The sequence below is a fragment of the Streptomyces nymphaeiformis genome (genome assembly GCF_014203895.1).
GTDB lineage: Bacteria > Actinomycetota > Actinomycetes > Streptomycetales > Streptomycetaceae > Streptomyces > Streptomyces nymphaeiformis.
Genome location: NZ_JACHJY010000001.1, coordinates 1,026,355 through 1,041,937, shown reverse-complemented (window position 1 = coordinate 1,041,937; position 15,583 = coordinate 1,026,355). Strand labels below are relative to the sequence as shown.

General features: G+C 71.2%; 14 protein-coding genes. 1 reads left to right on the top strand and 13 read right to left on the bottom strand.

Translation table 11 applies throughout. The features are described from left to right. Nucleotides 1–5 precede the first annotated feature (5 nt). From GGE06_RS04655 to GGE06_RS04640, 4 genes are all read right to left on the bottom strand, one after another. Nucleotides 6–470: a GNAT family N-acetyltransferase gene (locus GGE06_RS04655; RefSeq protein ID WP_184930065.1), complete on the bottom strand. Its 465-nt coding sequence runs from the start codon at nt 468–470 to the stop codon at nt 6–8. After that, the gene (locus tag GGE06_RS04650; RefSeq protein ID WP_116161486.1) at nt 467–1,408 is read right to left on the bottom strand and encodes an RluA family pseudouridine synthase; all 942 of its coding nucleotides are present in this window, start codon (nt 1,406–1,408) and stop codon (nt 467–469) included. The genes GGE06_RS04655 and GGE06_RS04650 overlap by 4 nt, the downstream gene beginning before the upstream one ends. A 17-nt stretch (nt 1,409–1,425) precedes the next feature. Next, entirely contained in the window at nt 1,426–2,082 is a 657-nt protein-coding gene (gene lspA, locus GGE06_RS04645; RefSeq protein ID WP_184930064.1) for a signal peptidase II, read from the bottom strand. Nucleotides 2,083–2,162: 80 nt separating this feature from the next. Continuing rightward, nucleotides 2,163–3,020 (bottom strand): TraR/DksA family transcriptional regulator, encoded by an 858-nt coding sequence (locus tag GGE06_RS04640; RefSeq protein WP_184930063.1) that lies wholly within the window; start codon nt 3,018–3,020, stop codon nt 2,163–2,165. Nucleotides 3,021–3,561: 541 nt separating this feature from the next. Here GGE06_RS04640 and ileS point away from each other — a divergent pair. Continuing rightward, nucleotides 3,562–6,696, top strand: coding sequence for an isoleucine--tRNA ligase (gene ileS / locus GGE06_RS04635; protein ID WP_116161483.1), 3,135 nt, complete (start codon nt 3,562–3,564; stop codon nt 6,694–6,696). A 353-nt stretch (nt 6,697–7,049) separates the two neighbouring features. Here the strand turns inward: ileS and GGE06_RS04630 are convergent, their stop codons facing one another. The 9 genes from GGE06_RS04630 to ftsW form a co-directional block, all read right to left on the bottom strand. Further along, the gene (locus tag GGE06_RS04630) at nt 7,050–8,162 is read right to left on the bottom strand and encodes a DivIVA domain-containing protein (protein ID WP_116161482.1); all 1,113 of its coding nucleotides are present in this window, start codon (nt 8,160–8,162) and stop codon (nt 7,050–7,052) included. Nucleotides 8,163–8,229: 67 nt separating this feature from the next. Further along, the gene (locus GGE06_RS04625) at nt 8,230–8,520 is read right to left on the bottom strand and encodes a YggT family protein (RefSeq protein ID WP_017238790.1); all 291 of its coding nucleotides are present in this window, start codon (nt 8,518–8,520) and stop codon (nt 8,230–8,232) included. A gap of 80 nt (nt 8,521–8,600) precedes the next feature. Then, nucleotides 8,601–9,221, bottom strand: coding sequence for a cell division protein SepF (locus GGE06_RS04620; RefSeq protein WP_030693462.1), 621 nt, complete (start codon nt 9,219–9,221; stop codon nt 8,601–8,603). 122 nt (nt 9,222–9,343) lie between these two features. Further along, the gene (locus tag GGE06_RS04615; protein WP_116161481.1) at nt 9,344–10,063 is read right to left on the bottom strand and encodes a YggS family pyridoxal phosphate-dependent enzyme; all 720 of its coding nucleotides are present in this window, start codon (nt 10,061–10,063) and stop codon (nt 9,344–9,346) included. Then, a complete protein-coding gene (gene pgeF, locus GGE06_RS04610; RefSeq protein WP_184930062.1) occupies nt 10,060–10,800 on the bottom strand; it encodes a peptidoglycan editing factor PgeF in 741 nt (246 codons plus the stop codon). The genes GGE06_RS04615 and pgeF overlap by 4 nt, the downstream gene beginning before the upstream one ends. Further along, nucleotides 10,797–12,011: a cell division protein FtsZ gene (ftsZ, locus tag GGE06_RS04605; RefSeq protein WP_116161479.1), complete on the bottom strand. Its 1,215-nt coding sequence runs from the start codon at nt 12,009–12,011 to the stop codon at nt 10,797–10,799. Before ftsZ ends, pgeF begins: the two co-directional genes overlap by 4 nt. A gap of 277 nt (nt 12,012–12,288) precedes the next feature. Then, the gene (locus tag GGE06_RS04600) at nt 12,289–13,092 is read right to left on the bottom strand and encodes a cell division protein FtsQ/DivIB (protein ID WP_116161478.1); all 804 of its coding nucleotides are present in this window, start codon (nt 13,090–13,092) and stop codon (nt 12,289–12,291) included. Nucleotides 13,093–13,128: 36 nt separating this feature from the next. After that, complete coding sequence (gene murG / locus GGE06_RS04595) at nt 13,129–14,214, bottom strand: undecaprenyldiphospho-muramoylpentapeptide beta-N-acetylglucosaminyltransferase (protein WP_116161477.1); 1,086 nt, start codon at nt 14,212–14,214, stop codon at nt 13,129–13,131. A 6-nt stretch (nt 14,215–14,220) separates the two neighbouring features. Continuing rightward, entirely contained in the window at nt 14,221–15,561 is a 1,341-nt protein-coding gene (ftsW, locus tag GGE06_RS04590) for a putative lipid II flippase FtsW (RefSeq protein ID WP_116161476.1), read from the bottom strand. Between the last annotated feature and the right edge of the window lie 22 nt (nt 15,562–15,583).

The following is a 15,583-nucleotide window of genomic DNA, read 5'->3' as shown; positions in this document are numbered from 1 at the left end:
GTCTGCTACAGCGCCTTGCGCATCGCCCGGTGCGGCATGTCCGCGTCGGGGAACTCCGGGCCGTACGCCTCGTAGCCGAGCCGCTCGTAGAAGCCGAGCGCGTGGGTCTGCGCGTGCAGGTCGACGGCGCTCAGGCCGCGCCCCCGGGCCGCGTCCTCGATGGCGCGGACCAGGGCGGCGCCCACTCCGAGGCCGCGCGCGGCCTTGGAGACGGCGAGCCGGCCGAGGGAGCCGACCGAGGCGTCGCCGGTCTTGCCGACCGCGTCCGCCCCGTGCAGCAGGCGCCCGGTGCCGAGCGGCAGGCCGTCCGCGCGGGCGGCGAGGACGTGCACCGCGGTCTCGTCGTACGTGTCGTACTCGATCGCCTGCGGGACGCCCTGCTCCTCGACGAAGACCTCGCGGCGGACCGCGAAGCACGCGTCCCGGTCGTCGTGGCCCAGGGCTTCCTTGACGGTGTACGCGGTGGTCACTGGCTCTCCGAGGCGATGCGGTCGAGGGCCTTCTGCAGGTCCGCGGGGTAGGTGCTCTCGAACTCGACCCAGGAGCCGTCGCCCGGGTGCTCGAAGCCGAGGCGGACGGCGTGCAGCCACTGCCGGGTCAGGCCGAGGCGCTTGGCGAGCGTCGGGTCGGCGCCGTAGGTGAGGTCGCCGACGCAGGGGTGGCGGTGGGCGGACATGTGCACCCGGATCTGGTGGGTGCGGCCCGTCTCCAGCTTGATGTCGAGCAGCGAGGCCGAGCGGTACGCCTCGATGAGGTCGTAGTGCGTGACCGAGGGCTTGCCGTCGGCGGTGACCGCCCACTTGTAGTCGTGGTTCGGGTGTCGGCCGATCGGCGCGTCGATGGTGCCGCTCATCGGGTCCGGGTGGCCCTGGACCAGCGCGTTGTAGCGCTTGTCGACCACGCGCTCCTTGAACTGGCGCTTGAGCGAGGTGTACGCGTACTCGGACTTGGCGACCACCATCAGACCGGAGGTGCCGACGTCGAGGCGGTGCACGATGCCCTGGCGCTCGGCGGCGCCGGAGGTGGAGATGCGGTACCCGGCGGCGGCGAGGCCGCCGATGACCGTGGTGCCGGTCCAGCCGGGGCTGGGGTGCGCGGCGACGCCGACCGGCTTCATGATCACGACGATGTCGTCGTCGTCGTGGACGATCTCCATGCCCTCGACGGGCTCGGCGACGATCTGGACGGGCGCGGGCGCGCCCGGCATCTCGACCTCGAGCCACGCGCCGCCGCTGACCCGCTCGGACTTGCCGACGACGGAGCCGTCGACCTGGACCTTCCCTGCGGCGGCCAGCTCGGCCGCCTTCGTACGGGAGAACCCGAACATTCGGGCGATGGCGGCGTCGACGCGCTCGCCCTCCAGGCCATCGGGAACGGGCAGGGTGCGGATCTCGGGACTCGTGCTCACCCGTCGAGTATGCCTTGTCAGTCCTTGTGGACGGTGCCGTCGGGGTCCAGGCCCCGGAACGACAGGATGACGATCAGGATGCCGCCGCAGACGATCGCCGAGTCGGCGAGGTTGAAGACGGCGAAGTGCGCGGGGGCGATGAAGTCCACGACCGCGCCCTCGAAGACGCCGGGCGAGCGGAAGATCCGGTCCGTGAGGTTGCCGAGCGCACCGCCGAGCAGCAGGCCGAGCGCGATCGCCCAGGGCAGGCTGTAGAGCTTGCGGGCCAGCCGGATGATCACGACGATCACGGCGGCCGCGATGCAGGTGAAGATGATCGTGAAGGCCTCGCCCATGCCGAAGGCGGCGCCCGGGTTCCGGATGGCGTCGAGCCGCAGCAGGTCGCCGACCAGGTCGATCGGCTCGTGGCCCTCCAGCTTGGCGACCACCAGCATCTTGCTGCCGAGGTCGAGCAGGTAGGCGAGGACGGCCACGACGAACAGGGCGACGATCCTGCGCCTGCCCTTCGGCCGCTCCTCGGGAGCGGCCTGGCCGTCGGGGGCCGGCGTGCCGTCGTGGTCCGACGTGCCGCCCGCGGCCGCGGTCTCCTCGCGGGCCGCCGACGCGTCGGAGGCGGCCGTCTCGTCGGCCCCTGCTGAATCCGGCGTACCGATGATGCGCTCCGCCTCTGCCACGTGAGTGAGTCCCTCGACCTCGATGCCTGACCGTGCACCGAGGGTACGGCACAGGCGTACGGGACCGGCAGCCGAGATCGTCAGCCGCGCCGCTCCTGTCGCTGTTTGTCCTCGACGCAGAGCGTGGCCCGCGGGAAGGCCTGCATCCGCGCCTTGCCGATCGGCTTCCCGCACACCTCGCACAGGCCGTACGTGCCCGCGTCGAGCCGCTCCAGGGCGTGCTCGGTCTGCTCCAGCATCTCCCGGGCGTTCGCGGCCAGGGCCAGCTCGTGCTCGCGGGTGATGTTCTTGCTGCCGGTGTCGGCCTGGTCGTCGCCGGCGCCGTCGCCCGAGTCCCGCATCAGGCCGGTCAGCTCCTCCTGGGAGTGGACCAGCTCGCTGCCGAGCCGCAGCACCTCCGCCTGGAGCGCGCTGCGGGCCTCGGCGACCTCCTCCGGCGTCCAGGGGTCCTCGCCGGGACGCACCGCGAGCTCGCCGGCCCGCGCCGGGGGCACCGCCGCCTCGTCCCCGACGGTCGTGACGCCACCCGCGGTCTTCTTCGCTGCCACCGTCCTGGCTCCTGTCTGCTTCTTCGCGGCGGACGCCTTCCTGGCTGCCGCCTTCTTCGCCACGGCCTTCTTGGCGGGCACCGCGGCGTCCTCGGGGGCAGCGCCCTCCGAGGCCGCGACGCCGTCCTCCGCGACCGCGTGCTCCGGGGCGGCGTCCTTGGAGGCCGCCGTCTTCGCGACGCCGTCCTTCGGGGCCGTCCTGCGGGCCGCGGTCTTCCTGGCCGGCGTCTTCTTCGCGACCGATTTCGCGACCGATTTCGCGACCGTCTTCTTGGCCGGCGCCTTCCCGTCGACCGTCGACTTCTTGCCGGCCACGTCCTTGGCGACCCCGGCCGCACCGGTGGAACCGGCGGCCGAGGTCTTCTTCGCGGCGGTCTTCTTCGCCACCATGTCGCGGCCCCTTCACATTTTGTGATCTTGCTCGCGAATCGTGCTGGGACGATAAATCGGCCCAAGGCCCGCGGCAACGGGGCACGCCGCCGTTCCCACCCGCCCCCGCTCCCCGCGGGGCGGGCCTGCCTCCGTTGTGCCCAGCTCCCCGCCCGGTTATCCGTCCCGCCCCTCCCCCACATGGCCGCAGCGGAACTCCGGCCCGCCCCGTATGGCCATTCGGGTCACGCGAAAACCGGTCTGCCACCCTGCGCTCCGCCCCGTACACTGGCGGGAGCGAAAGGCTTGGATGGGGACGAGTAGCGTCGCAAGCAGCCATGAGCGACCCGGGGACGGTGAGAGCCCGGGGGCGAGCCCGATGTGAAGCATCACCCCGGAGCCGTCGGAAGAAAGCCGCAGCACAGCGCGGTGACTAGAACCGGCGTCGCGACCCCAATGAGGGGGCTCAGGGCGTCCGCCCGGGGCCAAGGAGGGTGGTACCGCGGGAGCAGTGCTCTCGTCCCTCCGGACGGAACGAGGAACATCCGCCGGAGGAAGATCGATGTCTTCGCAGTACCGCCAGGTACCCGCCCAGGTAGACCTGTCCGCCCTCGAGCACGCCGTGCTCGACTTCTGGCGCGACAACAAGGTCTTCGCCAAGACCCTTGAGCAGTCCGAGGGACGCCCCGAGTGGGTGTTCTACGAGGGCCCGCCGACCGCCAACGGCATGCCCGGCGCCCACCACATCGAGGCCCGCGTCTTCAAGGACGTGTTCCCCCGCTTCCGGACCATGCGCGGCTACCACGTGGCCCGCAAGGCCGGCTGGGACTGCCACGGCCTGCCGGTCGAGCTCGCCGTCGAGAAGGAGCTCGGCTTCTCCGGCAAGAAGGACATCGAGGCCTACGGCATCGCCGAGTTCAACGACAAGTGCCGCGAGTCCGTGACCCGGCACACCGACGCGTTCGCCGAGCTCACGACCCGCATGGGCTACTGGGTCGACCTCGACGACGCGTACCGGACCATGGACCCCTCGTACATCGAGTCGGTCTGGTGGTCGCTCAAGCAGATCTTCGAGAAGGACCTGCTGGTCCAGGACCACCGCGTCGCCCCCTGGTGCCCCCGCTGCGGCACCGGCCTCTCCGACCACGAGCTGGCGCAGGGGTACGAGACGGTCGTCGACCCCTCCGTGTACGTGCGCTTCCCGCTCACGTCCGGCCCGCTCGCGGGCAAGGCGGCGCTCCTGGTCTGGACGACGACCCCCTGGACCCTGGTGTCCAACACGGCGGTCGCCGCGCACCCCGAGGTGACGTACGTGGTCGCCACGGACGGCGACGAGCGCGTCGTCGTCGCGCAGCCGCTGGTCGAGAAGGCGCTCGGCGAGGGCTGGGTCACCACGGGCGAGTCCTTCACGGGCGCGGAGATGGAGCGCTGGACGTACCAGCGCCCCTTCGAGCTCGTCGAGTTCCCCGAGCCGGCGCACTACATCGTGAACGCCGAGTACGTCACGACCGAGGACGGCACGGGTCTGGTCCACCAGTCCCCCGCCTTCGGTGAGGACGACCTCAAGGTCTGCAAGGCGTACGGCCTGCCGGTCGTGAACCCGGTCCGCCCCGACGGCACCTTCGAGGAGGACGTGCCGCTCGTCGGCGGCGTCTTCTTCAAGAAGGCCGACGAGGCGCTCACCGCCGACCTGGACGCGCGCGGGCTGCTCTTCAAGCACATCGCGTACGAGCACAGCTACCCGCACTGCTGGCGCTGCCACACGGCCCTGCTCTACTACGCGCAGCCGTCCTGGTACATCCGGACGACCGCCGTCAAGGACCGTCTGCTCCAGGAGAACGAGAAGACCAACTGGTTCCCGGAGTCGGTCAAGCACGGCCGCTTCGGCGACTGGCTGACGAACAACGTCGACTGGGCCCTCTCCCGGAACCGCTACTGGGGCACCCCGCTGCCGATCTGGCGCTGCGAGGACGGGCACCTGACCTGCGTGGGCTCCCGCGCGGAGCTGACGGAGCTGACGGGCACCGACCAGTCGGAGCTCGACCCGCACCGCCCGTACATCGACGCGGTCACCTTCCCGTGCCCCAGCTGCTCGAAGACCGCCACGCGCGTGCCGGAGGTCATCGACGCCTGGTACGACTCGGGCTCCATGCCGTTCGCGCAGTACGGCTACCCGTACAAGAACAAGGAACTCTTCGAGTCCCGCTACCCGGCGCAGTTCATCTCCGAGGCCATCGACCAGACCCGCGGCTGGTTCTACACGCTGATGGCCGTCGGCACCCTGGTCTTCGACAAGTCCTCGTACGAGAACGTGGTCTGCCTCGGCCACATCCTCGCCGAGGACGGCCGCAAGATGTCCAAGCACCTGGGCAACATCCTCCAGCCGATCCCGCTGATGGACCAGCACGGCGCCGACGCCGTCCGCTGGTTCATGGCGGCCGGCGGCTCGCCGTGGGCGGCCCGCCGCGTGGGCCACGGCACCATCCAGGAGGTCGTGCGCAAGACGCTCCTCACCTACTGGAACACGGTGGCCTTCCAGGCCCTGTACGCCCGTACGTCCGGCTGGGCGCCGTCCGCGGCGGACCCGGCGCCGGCGGAGCGCACGGTCCTGGACCGCTGGCTGCTCTCCGAGCTGAACACGCTCGTCGCCCAGACGACCGAGGCGATGGAGTCGTACGACACCCAGCGCACCGGCAAGCTGATCTCGGCGTTCGTCGACGACCTCTCCAACTGGTACGTGCGCCGCTCGCGCCGCCGCTTCTGGCAGGGCGACGCCGCCGCGCTCCGCACCCTGCACGACGTCATCGAGACGGTCACGCGCCTGATGGCCCCGCTGACCCCGTTCATCACCGAGCGGGTCTGGCAGGACCTGGTGGTGCCGGTCACCCCGGACGCCCCGGAGTCGGTCCACCTGGCGACCTGGCCGGAGGCGGACGCCGCCCTGATCGACGGCACCCTCTCGGAGCAGATGCTCCTGGTCCGCCGCCTGGTCGAGCTGGGCCGGGCGACGCGCGCCGAGTCGGGCGTGAAGACCCGCCAGCCGCTGTCCCGCGCGCTGGTCGCGGCCGCGGGCTTCCCGGCCCTGTCGCCGGAGCTCCAGGCCCAGATCACGGAGGAGCTGAACGTCTCCTCGCTCGCGTCCCTGTCGGAGGTCGGCGGCTCGCTCGTCGACACCACCGCCAAGGCGAACTTCCGGGCCCTGGGCAAGCGCTTCGGCAAGGGCGTCCAGGACGTGGCCAAGGCGGTGGCCGCGGCCGACGCCGCGGCCCTGTCGCTGGCCCTCCGCTCCGGAGAGGCGACGCTCTCGGTGAACGGCGAGGACATCACCGTCACGCCGGAGGAGATCATCATCACGGAGACCCCCCGTGAGGGCTGGTCGGTCGCCTCCGACGCCGGCGCGACGGTCGCGCTCGACCTGGAGATCACCCCCGAGCTCCGGCGCGCGGGCCTGGCCCGTGACGCGATCCGCCTGATCCAGGAGGCCCGCAAGAACAGCGGCCTGGACGTGGCGGACCGGATCGCCCTCCGCTGGACGTCCGCGTCCCCGGAGACGGTGGAGGCCCTGACGGCCCATGCGTCCCTGATCGCGGACGAGGTCCTGTCGACGGACTACGCGCAGGGCGAGCCGGACGCCACGTACGGCCCGGCCTTCGAAGACGAGGGCCTGGCCCTCACCTTCCACCTCCGCAAGGCGTAAGCGATACGACGAAGGGCCCGGCACCACCCCGGCGCCGGGCCCTTCGCACACCCCCGTGTGGGCAATCGTCCCGCTGGGGCGGGACGGGTGGGCACACGGGACGGCGCCCTCAGCGGCGCCTCCGTGTTCCGCGCCCTGACCCGCACCAAGAGTGCGGCGCACAAGTCGGTGCGGGTTCAGGCGCGGAAGCCTCTGGCGCCGGCAAGGGCGCCGTCCCGTTGTGCCCACCCGTTCCGCCCCGGCGGAACGCATGCCCACAACGGCGGGGCGCGCCGAAGGGCCGGTTCCCCTGGGGGAACCGGCCCTTCGTGGCTGCCGACGGCTACGCGCTCAGCGCGCTGGCGCCCGCCGCCTCAGTTGTCGTCCTCGTCGATCAGGAAGCCCCGCATCGGCGCCGGCGCCTGCTGCATCGGCTGCGGTGCCTGCGGCCGGACCGGAGCCATGGGCTGGGTCATCGCCGGGGACATCTGCTGCTGGCCGCCGTAGGAGGGCGCGCCACCCATGGACGGCGCACCGCCCATCGCGCCGTTCCCGCCGTAGGACGGCGCGCTCGCGCCCGCCGAGGCCATGGACGGGGCCGGCGGCAGCGAGGCCGTGGCCGGGGTGCGCGGCGGAGCCAGCGAGTCGTCCGCCTGGGTCTCCAGCTGACGCAGCTGCGACTCCAGGTAGGACTTCAGACGCGTGCGGTACTCGCGCTCGAAGCCGCGCAGGTCCTCGACCTTGCGCTCCAGCGTGGCGCGGGCGGACTCGAGGGAGCCCATCGCGACGCGGTGCTTCTCCTGCGCGTCCCGCTCAAGAGCGTCCGCCTTGGCGCGGGCGTCCCGCTCCAGGCCCTCGGCGCGGGAGCGCGCCTCGCCGACGATCTTGTTGGCCTCGGAGCGCGCCTCGGCGATCGCCTGGTCGGCGGTCTGCTGGGCGAGCGAGAGGACGCGCGCGGCGCTGTCGCCACCGGGACCCTGCTGCGGCTGCTGCATCTGCGGCGGCTGCATCTGCTGCTGCTGCGGGTGACCCATGGGGCCGCCCTGCATCGGGCCGGGGCCCATCGGGCCGCCCTGCATGGGGCCGCCCTGCATCGGGCCGGGGCCCATGGGCCCGCCCTGCATGGGGCCGCCCTGCATGGGGCCGGCGGGAAGCGCGGGGGCACCGGAGGGCAGCTGCGGCGGGCCCATCTGCGGCGGCTGCTGCTGGGCCGGCGGTCCGGATATGGCGGCGGGCACGGGCGCGCCGGGACCGACGGGACGATCCTGCGGCTCCGGGGGCTTGCGCATGGCCTGCTGCTGGTTCTGCGCGGCGGCACGCGTCGCGGCGGCCAGCTTGGCGCGCAGGTCCTCGTTCTCGCGGAGCAGGCGGGTCAGTTCGGCTTCGACCTCGTCGAGGAAGGCATCGACCTCGTCCTCGTCATAGCCTTCTCGAAGGCGGACGGTCGTGAACTGCTTGTTCCGCACGTCCTCGGGGGTCAGCGGCATCTCTTCTTCACCTCTACGTAGTCGTCGGCAGTCGGCAAGACCGTATCGTCCACTTGTTCCTCCACCATCACCTCGCGAAGCTGCTCACGATGGAGATCAGGATGTAAACGATGATCATCAGAACGAAGAAGGACAGGTCGAGTGCCACGCCCCCGAGACGCAGCGGCGGGATGAGTCGCCGCAGAAGCTTGAGCGGTGGATCGGTGACAGTGTAGGTGGCCTCAAGGACGACCACCATCGCCTTACCGGGTTGCCATGAACGGGCGAACTGGAAGACGTAGTCCATGACAAGCCGGACGATCAGGAGGACGAGGAAGCACATCAGCACGATGTAGACCACCTGTAGTGCGACGCCCATCCCGCGTTTCCCTCTCCCCTGGCTTTCGTGCTCTCGCTTGTCCGGCCGCTAGGCGACCGGCCCGTCCGGTTCTCGTGTTCTCAGCTCTGGTTGAAGAATCCGCCCTCTGCGATCCGGGCCTTGTCCTCCGCCGTGACATCGACGTTAGCAGGCGACAACAGGAACACCTTCTGCGTCACGCGCTCAATGCTGCCATGGAGCCCGAAGACGAGTCCGGCGGCAAAGTCGACAAGTCGCTTCGCGTCCGTGTCGTCCATCTCTGTGAGGTTCATGATCACCGGGGTGCCCTCACGGAAGTGTTCCCCGATGGTACGGGCCTCGTTGTAGGTCCGCGGGTGCAGCGTGGTGATGCGGTACGGCTCCCGCTCGGACACGACCTTGGGCATGATCACCGGTGCGTTCTTCTCCAGGCTCGGACGTTCGGGTGTGATGGATGCCACGGGGGCAATTCGGGCCGGACGTCCGCTTTCGGCGAGTACCGGGACGGAATGGGCGATCGGCTCCCGGGGGGCCGGGGGCTGCACCACTCGCACCGGCTCCTCGCGCTCCACCTGACGCGGGGGGGTGTGGCGCCGGTCGCGCTCGGGCTCCGGCTCCAGCTCGGGTTCGAAGTCGTCGTCGGGGTCGAAGCCCCGGCCGTCGTACCCATCGTCCTCCACGAGGCCGAGGTAGACCGCCATCTTGCGCATCGCGCCGGCCATGCTCTGAGTCCTCCGCTCTGTGGTGGATCGGCCTTGTCACCAAGGGCCGGCGATCCACGGGTCGTCCCGCCGTTCTACGGAATGACCATATTTTCTGCTGTGGTCCGACTTGCTTCGCGACGTTACCCGAGCTTCGGGCGGACTCCGAGTACCGCCGTACCGACGCGTACGTGTGTCGCCCCGGCAGCGACGGCCTCCTCGAGGTCCGCACTCATCCCTGCTGACACCATGTTCGCAGCCGGACGGGTCGCGCGCAGGACAGTCGACAAATCCATCAGCCGGTCGAAGGCCGCGCGTTGCCGTCCCGCGTACTCCCCGGCGAGCGGGGCGACGGTCATCAGTCCGGCGAGCCGCAGTCCGGGCGCGGCGTCCACGGCCGCGGCCAACTCCTCGACCCCGTCCGGCGCGACACCGCCACGGTCGCCCCGCTCGCCGGACTCGGCGTCGAGCGCGACCTGGATCAGGCAGCCGAGCTCGCGACCCTCCTTCTCCGCGGCCGCGGAGAGCGAGGAAACGAGCTTCAAACGGTCGACGGACTGCACCACATCGGCATAACCCACCACGGATCTGACCTTGTTGGTCTGCAACTGGCCCACGAAGTGCCAGGTCAGGTCGAGGTCGGCACAGGCGGCCGCCTTGGGGGCGGCGTCCTGGTCCCGGTTCTCGGCGACGTGCCGGACCCCGAGCTCGTGCAGGAGTCTGACGTCGCTCGCGGGGTAGGTCTTGGTGACCACGATCAGGGTCACCTCCTCCCGCGGGCGCCCGGCTGCGGCGCACGCGGCGGCGATGCGCTCCTCCACCGCGGCCAGGTTCGCGGCGAGTTCCGACTTGCGATCCGTCATGTCTCTTCTCGGTTCAACCAGACATATCCCGCGAGTCGCCCTGTGGTGCGATCGCGGCGGTACGAGTAGTGGTCGCGCGATTCCAGGGTGCAGACCCCGGCGTCCTCGACGTCCCGGACCCCGAGCCGCGCCAACTGCGCGCGCACTCCGGCGGCGACGTCGACGGCCGGGGTTCCCCAGGAGGTCTCCGCGTGCGCGGCGGGTTCGACGGCCGCGACCTCGGCGCGCATCGCCTCGGGCACTTCGTAGCACCGGCCGCAGACGGCGGGTCCGGTGCGGGCGACGATCCGGGCGGGGTCGGCGCCGAGCTTCGTCATCGCCGCGACGGCGGCGGGGACGACTCCGGCGACCATCCCGGGCCGCCCGGCGTGGGCGGCGGCCGCGACCCCGGCGACCGGATCGGCGAGGAGGACGGGGACGCAGTCCGCGGTGAGCACCGCGAGGGCGAGTCCCGGCCGGGCGGTGACGATCGCGTCGACGGACGGGATGTCCGCGTCGCCCCAGGGTCCGTCGACCTCGACGACGTCGGCGCCGTGCACCTGGTTCATCCAGACCACCCGCGCCGGGTCGAGCCCGAGGGCTCCGGCGGCGGCGGCCCGGTTGGCGAGGACGGCCGCGGGGTCGTCCCCGACCGCTCCGCCGAGGTTGAGCTCCTCGTACGGAACGGCGCTCACCCCGCCCCACCGGTCGGTGAAGGCGAAGTGGGCGCCGTTCGCGTCGGAGCGGTGTCCTATCACTTCAGGAAGTCCGGGACGTCCAGCTCCTCGGCCTGGCTGTCCGCGTACGGACGGGCCGGGGGGACGACCGGCGGGGCGGGCGTCAGCGGGGCCTCGTTGACGACCGGGGCGGGCTCGACCGGGATCGAGACCGGCTCCTCGCGCGGGGCGACGGTGCCGAGGCCGCCCAGCGGGCGGGGGGTCTCGGTGATGCGGGGCGCCGGGGCCGGCTCCTCGCGCTTGGCCGAGACCGAGCCGATGATGTTGTCCCGGCGGGCCGGCGGCTGGCCGCCGTCGAAGCCGGCCGCGATGACGGTGACCCGGACCTCGTCGCCGAGGGCGTCGTCGATGACGGCGCCGAAGATGATGTTGGCCTCGGGGTGGGCCGCCTCGCTGACCAGCTGCGCGGCCTCGTTGATCTCGAAGAGGCCGAGGTCGCTGCCGCCGGAGATGGAGAGCAGCACGCCGCGGGCGCCGTCGATGGAGGCCTCGAGGAGCGGCGAGGAGATCGCCATCTCGGCCGCCGCCACCGCGCGGTCGTCGCCGCGGGCGGAGCCGATGCCCATGAGTGCCGAACCGGCCTCGGACATGACCGACTTGACGTCGGCGAAGTCGAGGTTGATCAGACCCGGGGTGGTGATGAGGTCGGTGATGCCCTGGACACCGCTCAGGAGGACCTGGTCGGCCGACTTGAAGGCGTCGAGCACGGAGACCTGGCGGTCCGAGATCGAGAGCAGTCGGTCGTTGGGGATGACGATGAGGGTGTCGACCTCTTCGCGGAGCTCGGCGATGCCGTCCTCCGCCTGGTTCGCGCGACGGCGGCCCTCGAAGGTGAACGGCCGGGTGACCACACCGATCGTGAGGGCGCCGAGCGAGCGCGCGATGTTGGCGACGACGGGCGCGCCGCCGGTGCCGGTGCCGCCGCCCTCGCCTGCGGTGACGAAGACCATGTCGGCCCCCTTGAGGACCTCCTCGATCTCCTCACGGTGGTCCTCTGCCGCCTTGCGACCGACGGCCGGGTTGGCCCCGGCCCCGAGGCCGCGGGTGAGTTCACGGCCGACGTCGAGCTTGACGTCGGCGTCGCTCATCAACAGCGCTTGCGCGTCGGTGTTGATCGCGATGAACTCGACGCCCTTGAGGCCGACCTCGATCATTCGGTTGATGGCATTGACACCACCGCCGCCGACACCGATGACCTTGATGACTGCGAGGTAGTTCTGCGGTGCTGCCACGTCGAAGGCCTCTCGCCTCGAGTTACGTGTCGTCGCTGCGCGGTTGGTCGCGCCGCTCCGACGGATGCCGATTGGGACGGTCCGAACGCCGACCCGAACCCTAACGTTGAAGTTTAGGGTTACCAGTGTCGCTGTTCGCTGGACTCTTCCGAACAGGACACTAAGTCGACAAGTGGCGCACGTTCAACGAACACGCCGAACCTCCCGTTTTTCTTTTCACCCTATGTGATCACCCGTAGCGCTGGCCAACCAGGGTGCTGGCCAGCGGAGATGACCGTCAACTCCCGGACGAAGCGGGCGCTGTGGGGGCACTTACGTCGAAGTGCCCCGCTTTGGGACTTGCCTTCATGAGGGCGGTCAGCACCCGGGCCTTGACCGGGCCGTCCTCACCGCTGCCCCAGAAGACCCTTCGGCCCCCGGTCAGCTCCAGGGTGACGGAGTCGTACGAGGTGATGCGCACGACACGAGTGTCCCGGGCGATCTGCGCCGGGAGTTCACCCCGGACGCGGACCGCCTCCCGGAGCAACCGGTCCGCGCCGAAGCGGCGGAGGCTCGGCGAGGAGGCGCTGTCGAGGACGAGCCGGGGGACGCCGCGGGGGGCGGTGTCGACGGTGGCGAACCGCAGCCCCGTCGCGTCCACTTCAGTGAACTTTCCGCCCTTTTCCACCAGAAGAACAGGCTGCCGTTCCGTCACTTTCAGCCCGATTCCGTGCGGCCATGACCGTACGACGTCGATCGACTCGATCCGCGGCAGCTCCTGCCGGAGCCGGGCCGCGATCGCGTCGGTGTCGACGCCGGCGAGCGGGGCGCCCATCGGGACGGCGGCGACCGCCTCGACCTCGGCCGGGGTCAGGACCCGGGTGCCGGAAGTCTTCACACGTTCCACACGGAACCAGGTCGAGCCGTAGAGCGCCCAGAGCCCGCCGGCCACGAGCGCGACGATGCCGAGCGCCACGAGGAGGACCCGGGGGGCGGGCACCCGGAACCTCTGGTTCCGGTTGTTGGCGCCGGACGACCGCCCCGACGACCCCTTCGACTTGCTGGTACCGCGCTTCTCCGCGGTCGTCGGTCCGGCTGCCACCCGGCGCCTCCTGCCCTCAGTCCCCCGCCGCCGCTGCTAGCGGGAGGCGATCGCCTCGTACACCATGCCGACGAGCAGCTCGTCGGCGTCCCGGCGGCCGAACTCGGCGGCGGCGCGGGACATCTCGTACAAACGGTGCGGATCGGCCAGTACGGGCAGGACGTTGCCCTGCACCCACTGCGGCGTCAGTTCCGCGTCGTCGACGAGGAGTCCACCGCCGGCCTTGACCACCGGCTGGGCGTTGAGCCGCTGTTCGCCGTTGCCGATGGGCAGCGGGACGTACGCGGCGGGCAGCCCGACGGCGGAGAGCTCGGCGACGGTCATCGCGCCCGCGCGGCAGAGCATCATGTCGGCCGCGGCGTACGCGAGATCCATCCGGTCCACGTACGGTACCGGCACGTACGGCGGCATACCGGGCATGTTGTCGACGCGCGGCAGCTCGTTCTTCGGGCCGACCGCGTGCAGGATCTGGATGCCGGAGCGCTGGAGCACCGGGGCGATCTGCTGGATCACCTCGTTGAGCCGGCGGGCGCCCTGCGAGCCGCCGGAGACCAGCAGCGTCGGCAGGTTCGGGTCGAGGCCGAAGGCGGCACGCGCCTCGGGCCGCACCCGCGCCCGGTCGAGGGTCGCGATGGTGTGCCGCAGCGGGATGCCGATGTACCGGGCGTTGCGCAGCTTGCTGTCCGGGGTGGCGACGCCGACCCCGGCCGCGTACCGCGAACCGATCTTGTTGGCGAGGCCGGGCCGGGCGTTGGCCTCGTGGACCACGATGGGCACCCCGAGGCGCTTGGCCGCCAGATAGCCGGGCAGGGCCACGTAGCCGCCGAAGCCGACCACGCAGTCCGCCTTGGTGCGCTCCAGGACCTGCTCGGCCGCCTTGATCGTGCCGCGCAGCCGCCCGGGGACGGTGATCAGCTCGGGGGTGGGCTTGCGGGGCAGCGGTACGGCGGGGATGAGCGCCAACTCGTAGCCCCGCTCGGGCACGAGCCGGGTCTCCAGACCCTTCTCCGTGCCGAGCGCCGTGATCCCCACGCTGGGGTCCTGCCTGCGCAGGGCGTCCGCGAGGGCGAGCGCGGGCTCGATGTGGCCGGCGGTCCCCCCACCGGCGAGTACGACATGCACCGAAATTCACCGCTCTCCGGACGGGCGCTTCTTGACGCGCCGTCGCATCGACTTCCATCTCTTCCCGGCCCGCTTGCCCCAGCCGGGGCGGCGCATGGCCAGGGCCGCTTTCGCGGCGGGTTCCTGTCGCGCGAAGGCGATGAGGAGCCCGACGGCGAACATGGTCGGCAGCAGGGCCGACCCTCCGTAGGAGAACAGCGGGAGCGGGACACCGGCGATCGGCAACAGGCCGAGCACCGCACCGATGTTGATCACGGCCTGAGCCGTGATCCAGGTGGTCACACCTCCCGCGGCGAACCTCACGAAGGGGTCCTCCGTGCCTCCGGCCACGCGGATACCCGCATAGCCTAGAGCCGCGAACAGGGCGAGTACCGACAGCGTCCCCGCGAGACCCAGTTCCTCACCGGTGACCGCGAAGATGAAGTCGGTGTGCGCCTCGGGCAGTTGGCCCCATTTCTCGACGCTCGCACCGAGCCCGGAACCGAACCATCCGCCCGAGGCCAGAGCATAGATTCCGTGCGCGGCCTGCAGACAGGGGGCTCCCTCGCCGCCGGGGTCGGTCGCGCCGATGCAGTCGAAGCGCCTCATCCGGTTCGAGCTCGTCTTGATGAGCAGCACGCCGATCGCACCGGCCACCGTGAGCACGCCGACGAAGAGCCGGGTGGGCGCTCCGGCCGTCCACAGCAGGCCGAAGAGGATGGCCGCGAGGATGATCGAGGTGCCCATGTCGCCGCCGAGCATGATCAGCCCGAGCAGCATGAACGCCCCGGGGACCAGCGGCACCAGCATGTGCTTCCACTGGGTCAGGAGCCGCATGTCCTGCTTGCGGGCGAGCAGGTCGGCCCCCCACAGGATCAGCCCCAGCTTGCCGAACTCGCTGGGCTGGAGCTGGAAGGGACCGCCGAGCGAGATCCAGTTCCGGTTGCCGTTGACCGCGTGCCCTATCCCGGGGATCTGCACGAGCACCATGAGGAAGACCGCGCCGGCCAGGATCGGGTAGGCGAGCGCCCGGTGCAGCTTGACCGGCATCCGGGAGGCGATCAGGAGCAGTCCGGTGCCGAGGAGCGCGGCGACGAACTGCTTCCGGAAGAAGTACGAGGGCACGAGGTCGTAGCGGAGCGCCGTGATCATCGAGGCGGAGTAGACCATCACGAGGCCGAGCGTGGTGATGAGCAGCCCGGCCCCGATGATCACGTAGTACGCCGTGAGAGGGCGGTCCCAGGCCTTGCGGAGCCGCTCGTACAGGCCCCGTACGCCTCCGCCGCGCGGCCGCCGCGGGGTCGCGGGGGCCCGCCCTCCGCCGCGTACGGCGGAAGGCCGGCGTGTCCCGGCGATCTTGCTCGGCATGGTCGCTGTCCCCTCCAGTCGT

Coding starts and splice junctions, on each gene's coding strand:
- GGE06_RS04640 (WP_184930063.1), bottom strand. CDS start 3,020: ATGGTGGCGAAGAAGACCGCCGCGAAGAAGACCTCGGCCGCCGGTTCC.
- ileS (WP_116161483.1), top strand. CDS start 3,562: ATGTCTTCGCAGTACCGCCAGGTACCCGCCCAGGTAGACCTGTCCGCC.
- GGE06_RS04630 (WP_116161482.1), bottom strand. CDS start 8,162: ATGCCGCTGACCCCCGAGGACGTGCGGAACAAGCAGTTCACGACCGTC.
- GGE06_RS04625 (WP_017238790.1), bottom strand. CDS start 8,520: ATGGGCGTCGCACTACAGGTGGTCTACATCGTGCTGATGTGCTTCCTC.
- GGE06_RS04620 (WP_030693462.1), bottom strand. CDS start 9,221: ATGGCCGGCGCGATGCGCAAGATGGCGGTCTACCTCGGCCTCGTGGAG.
- GGE06_RS04615 (WP_116161481.1), bottom strand. CDS start 10,063: ATGACGGATCGCAAGTCGGAACTCGCCGCGAACCTGGCCGCGGTGGAG.
- ftsW (WP_116161476.1), bottom strand. CDS start 15,561: ATGCCGAGCAAGATCGCCGGGACACGCCGGCCTTCCGCCGTACGCGGC.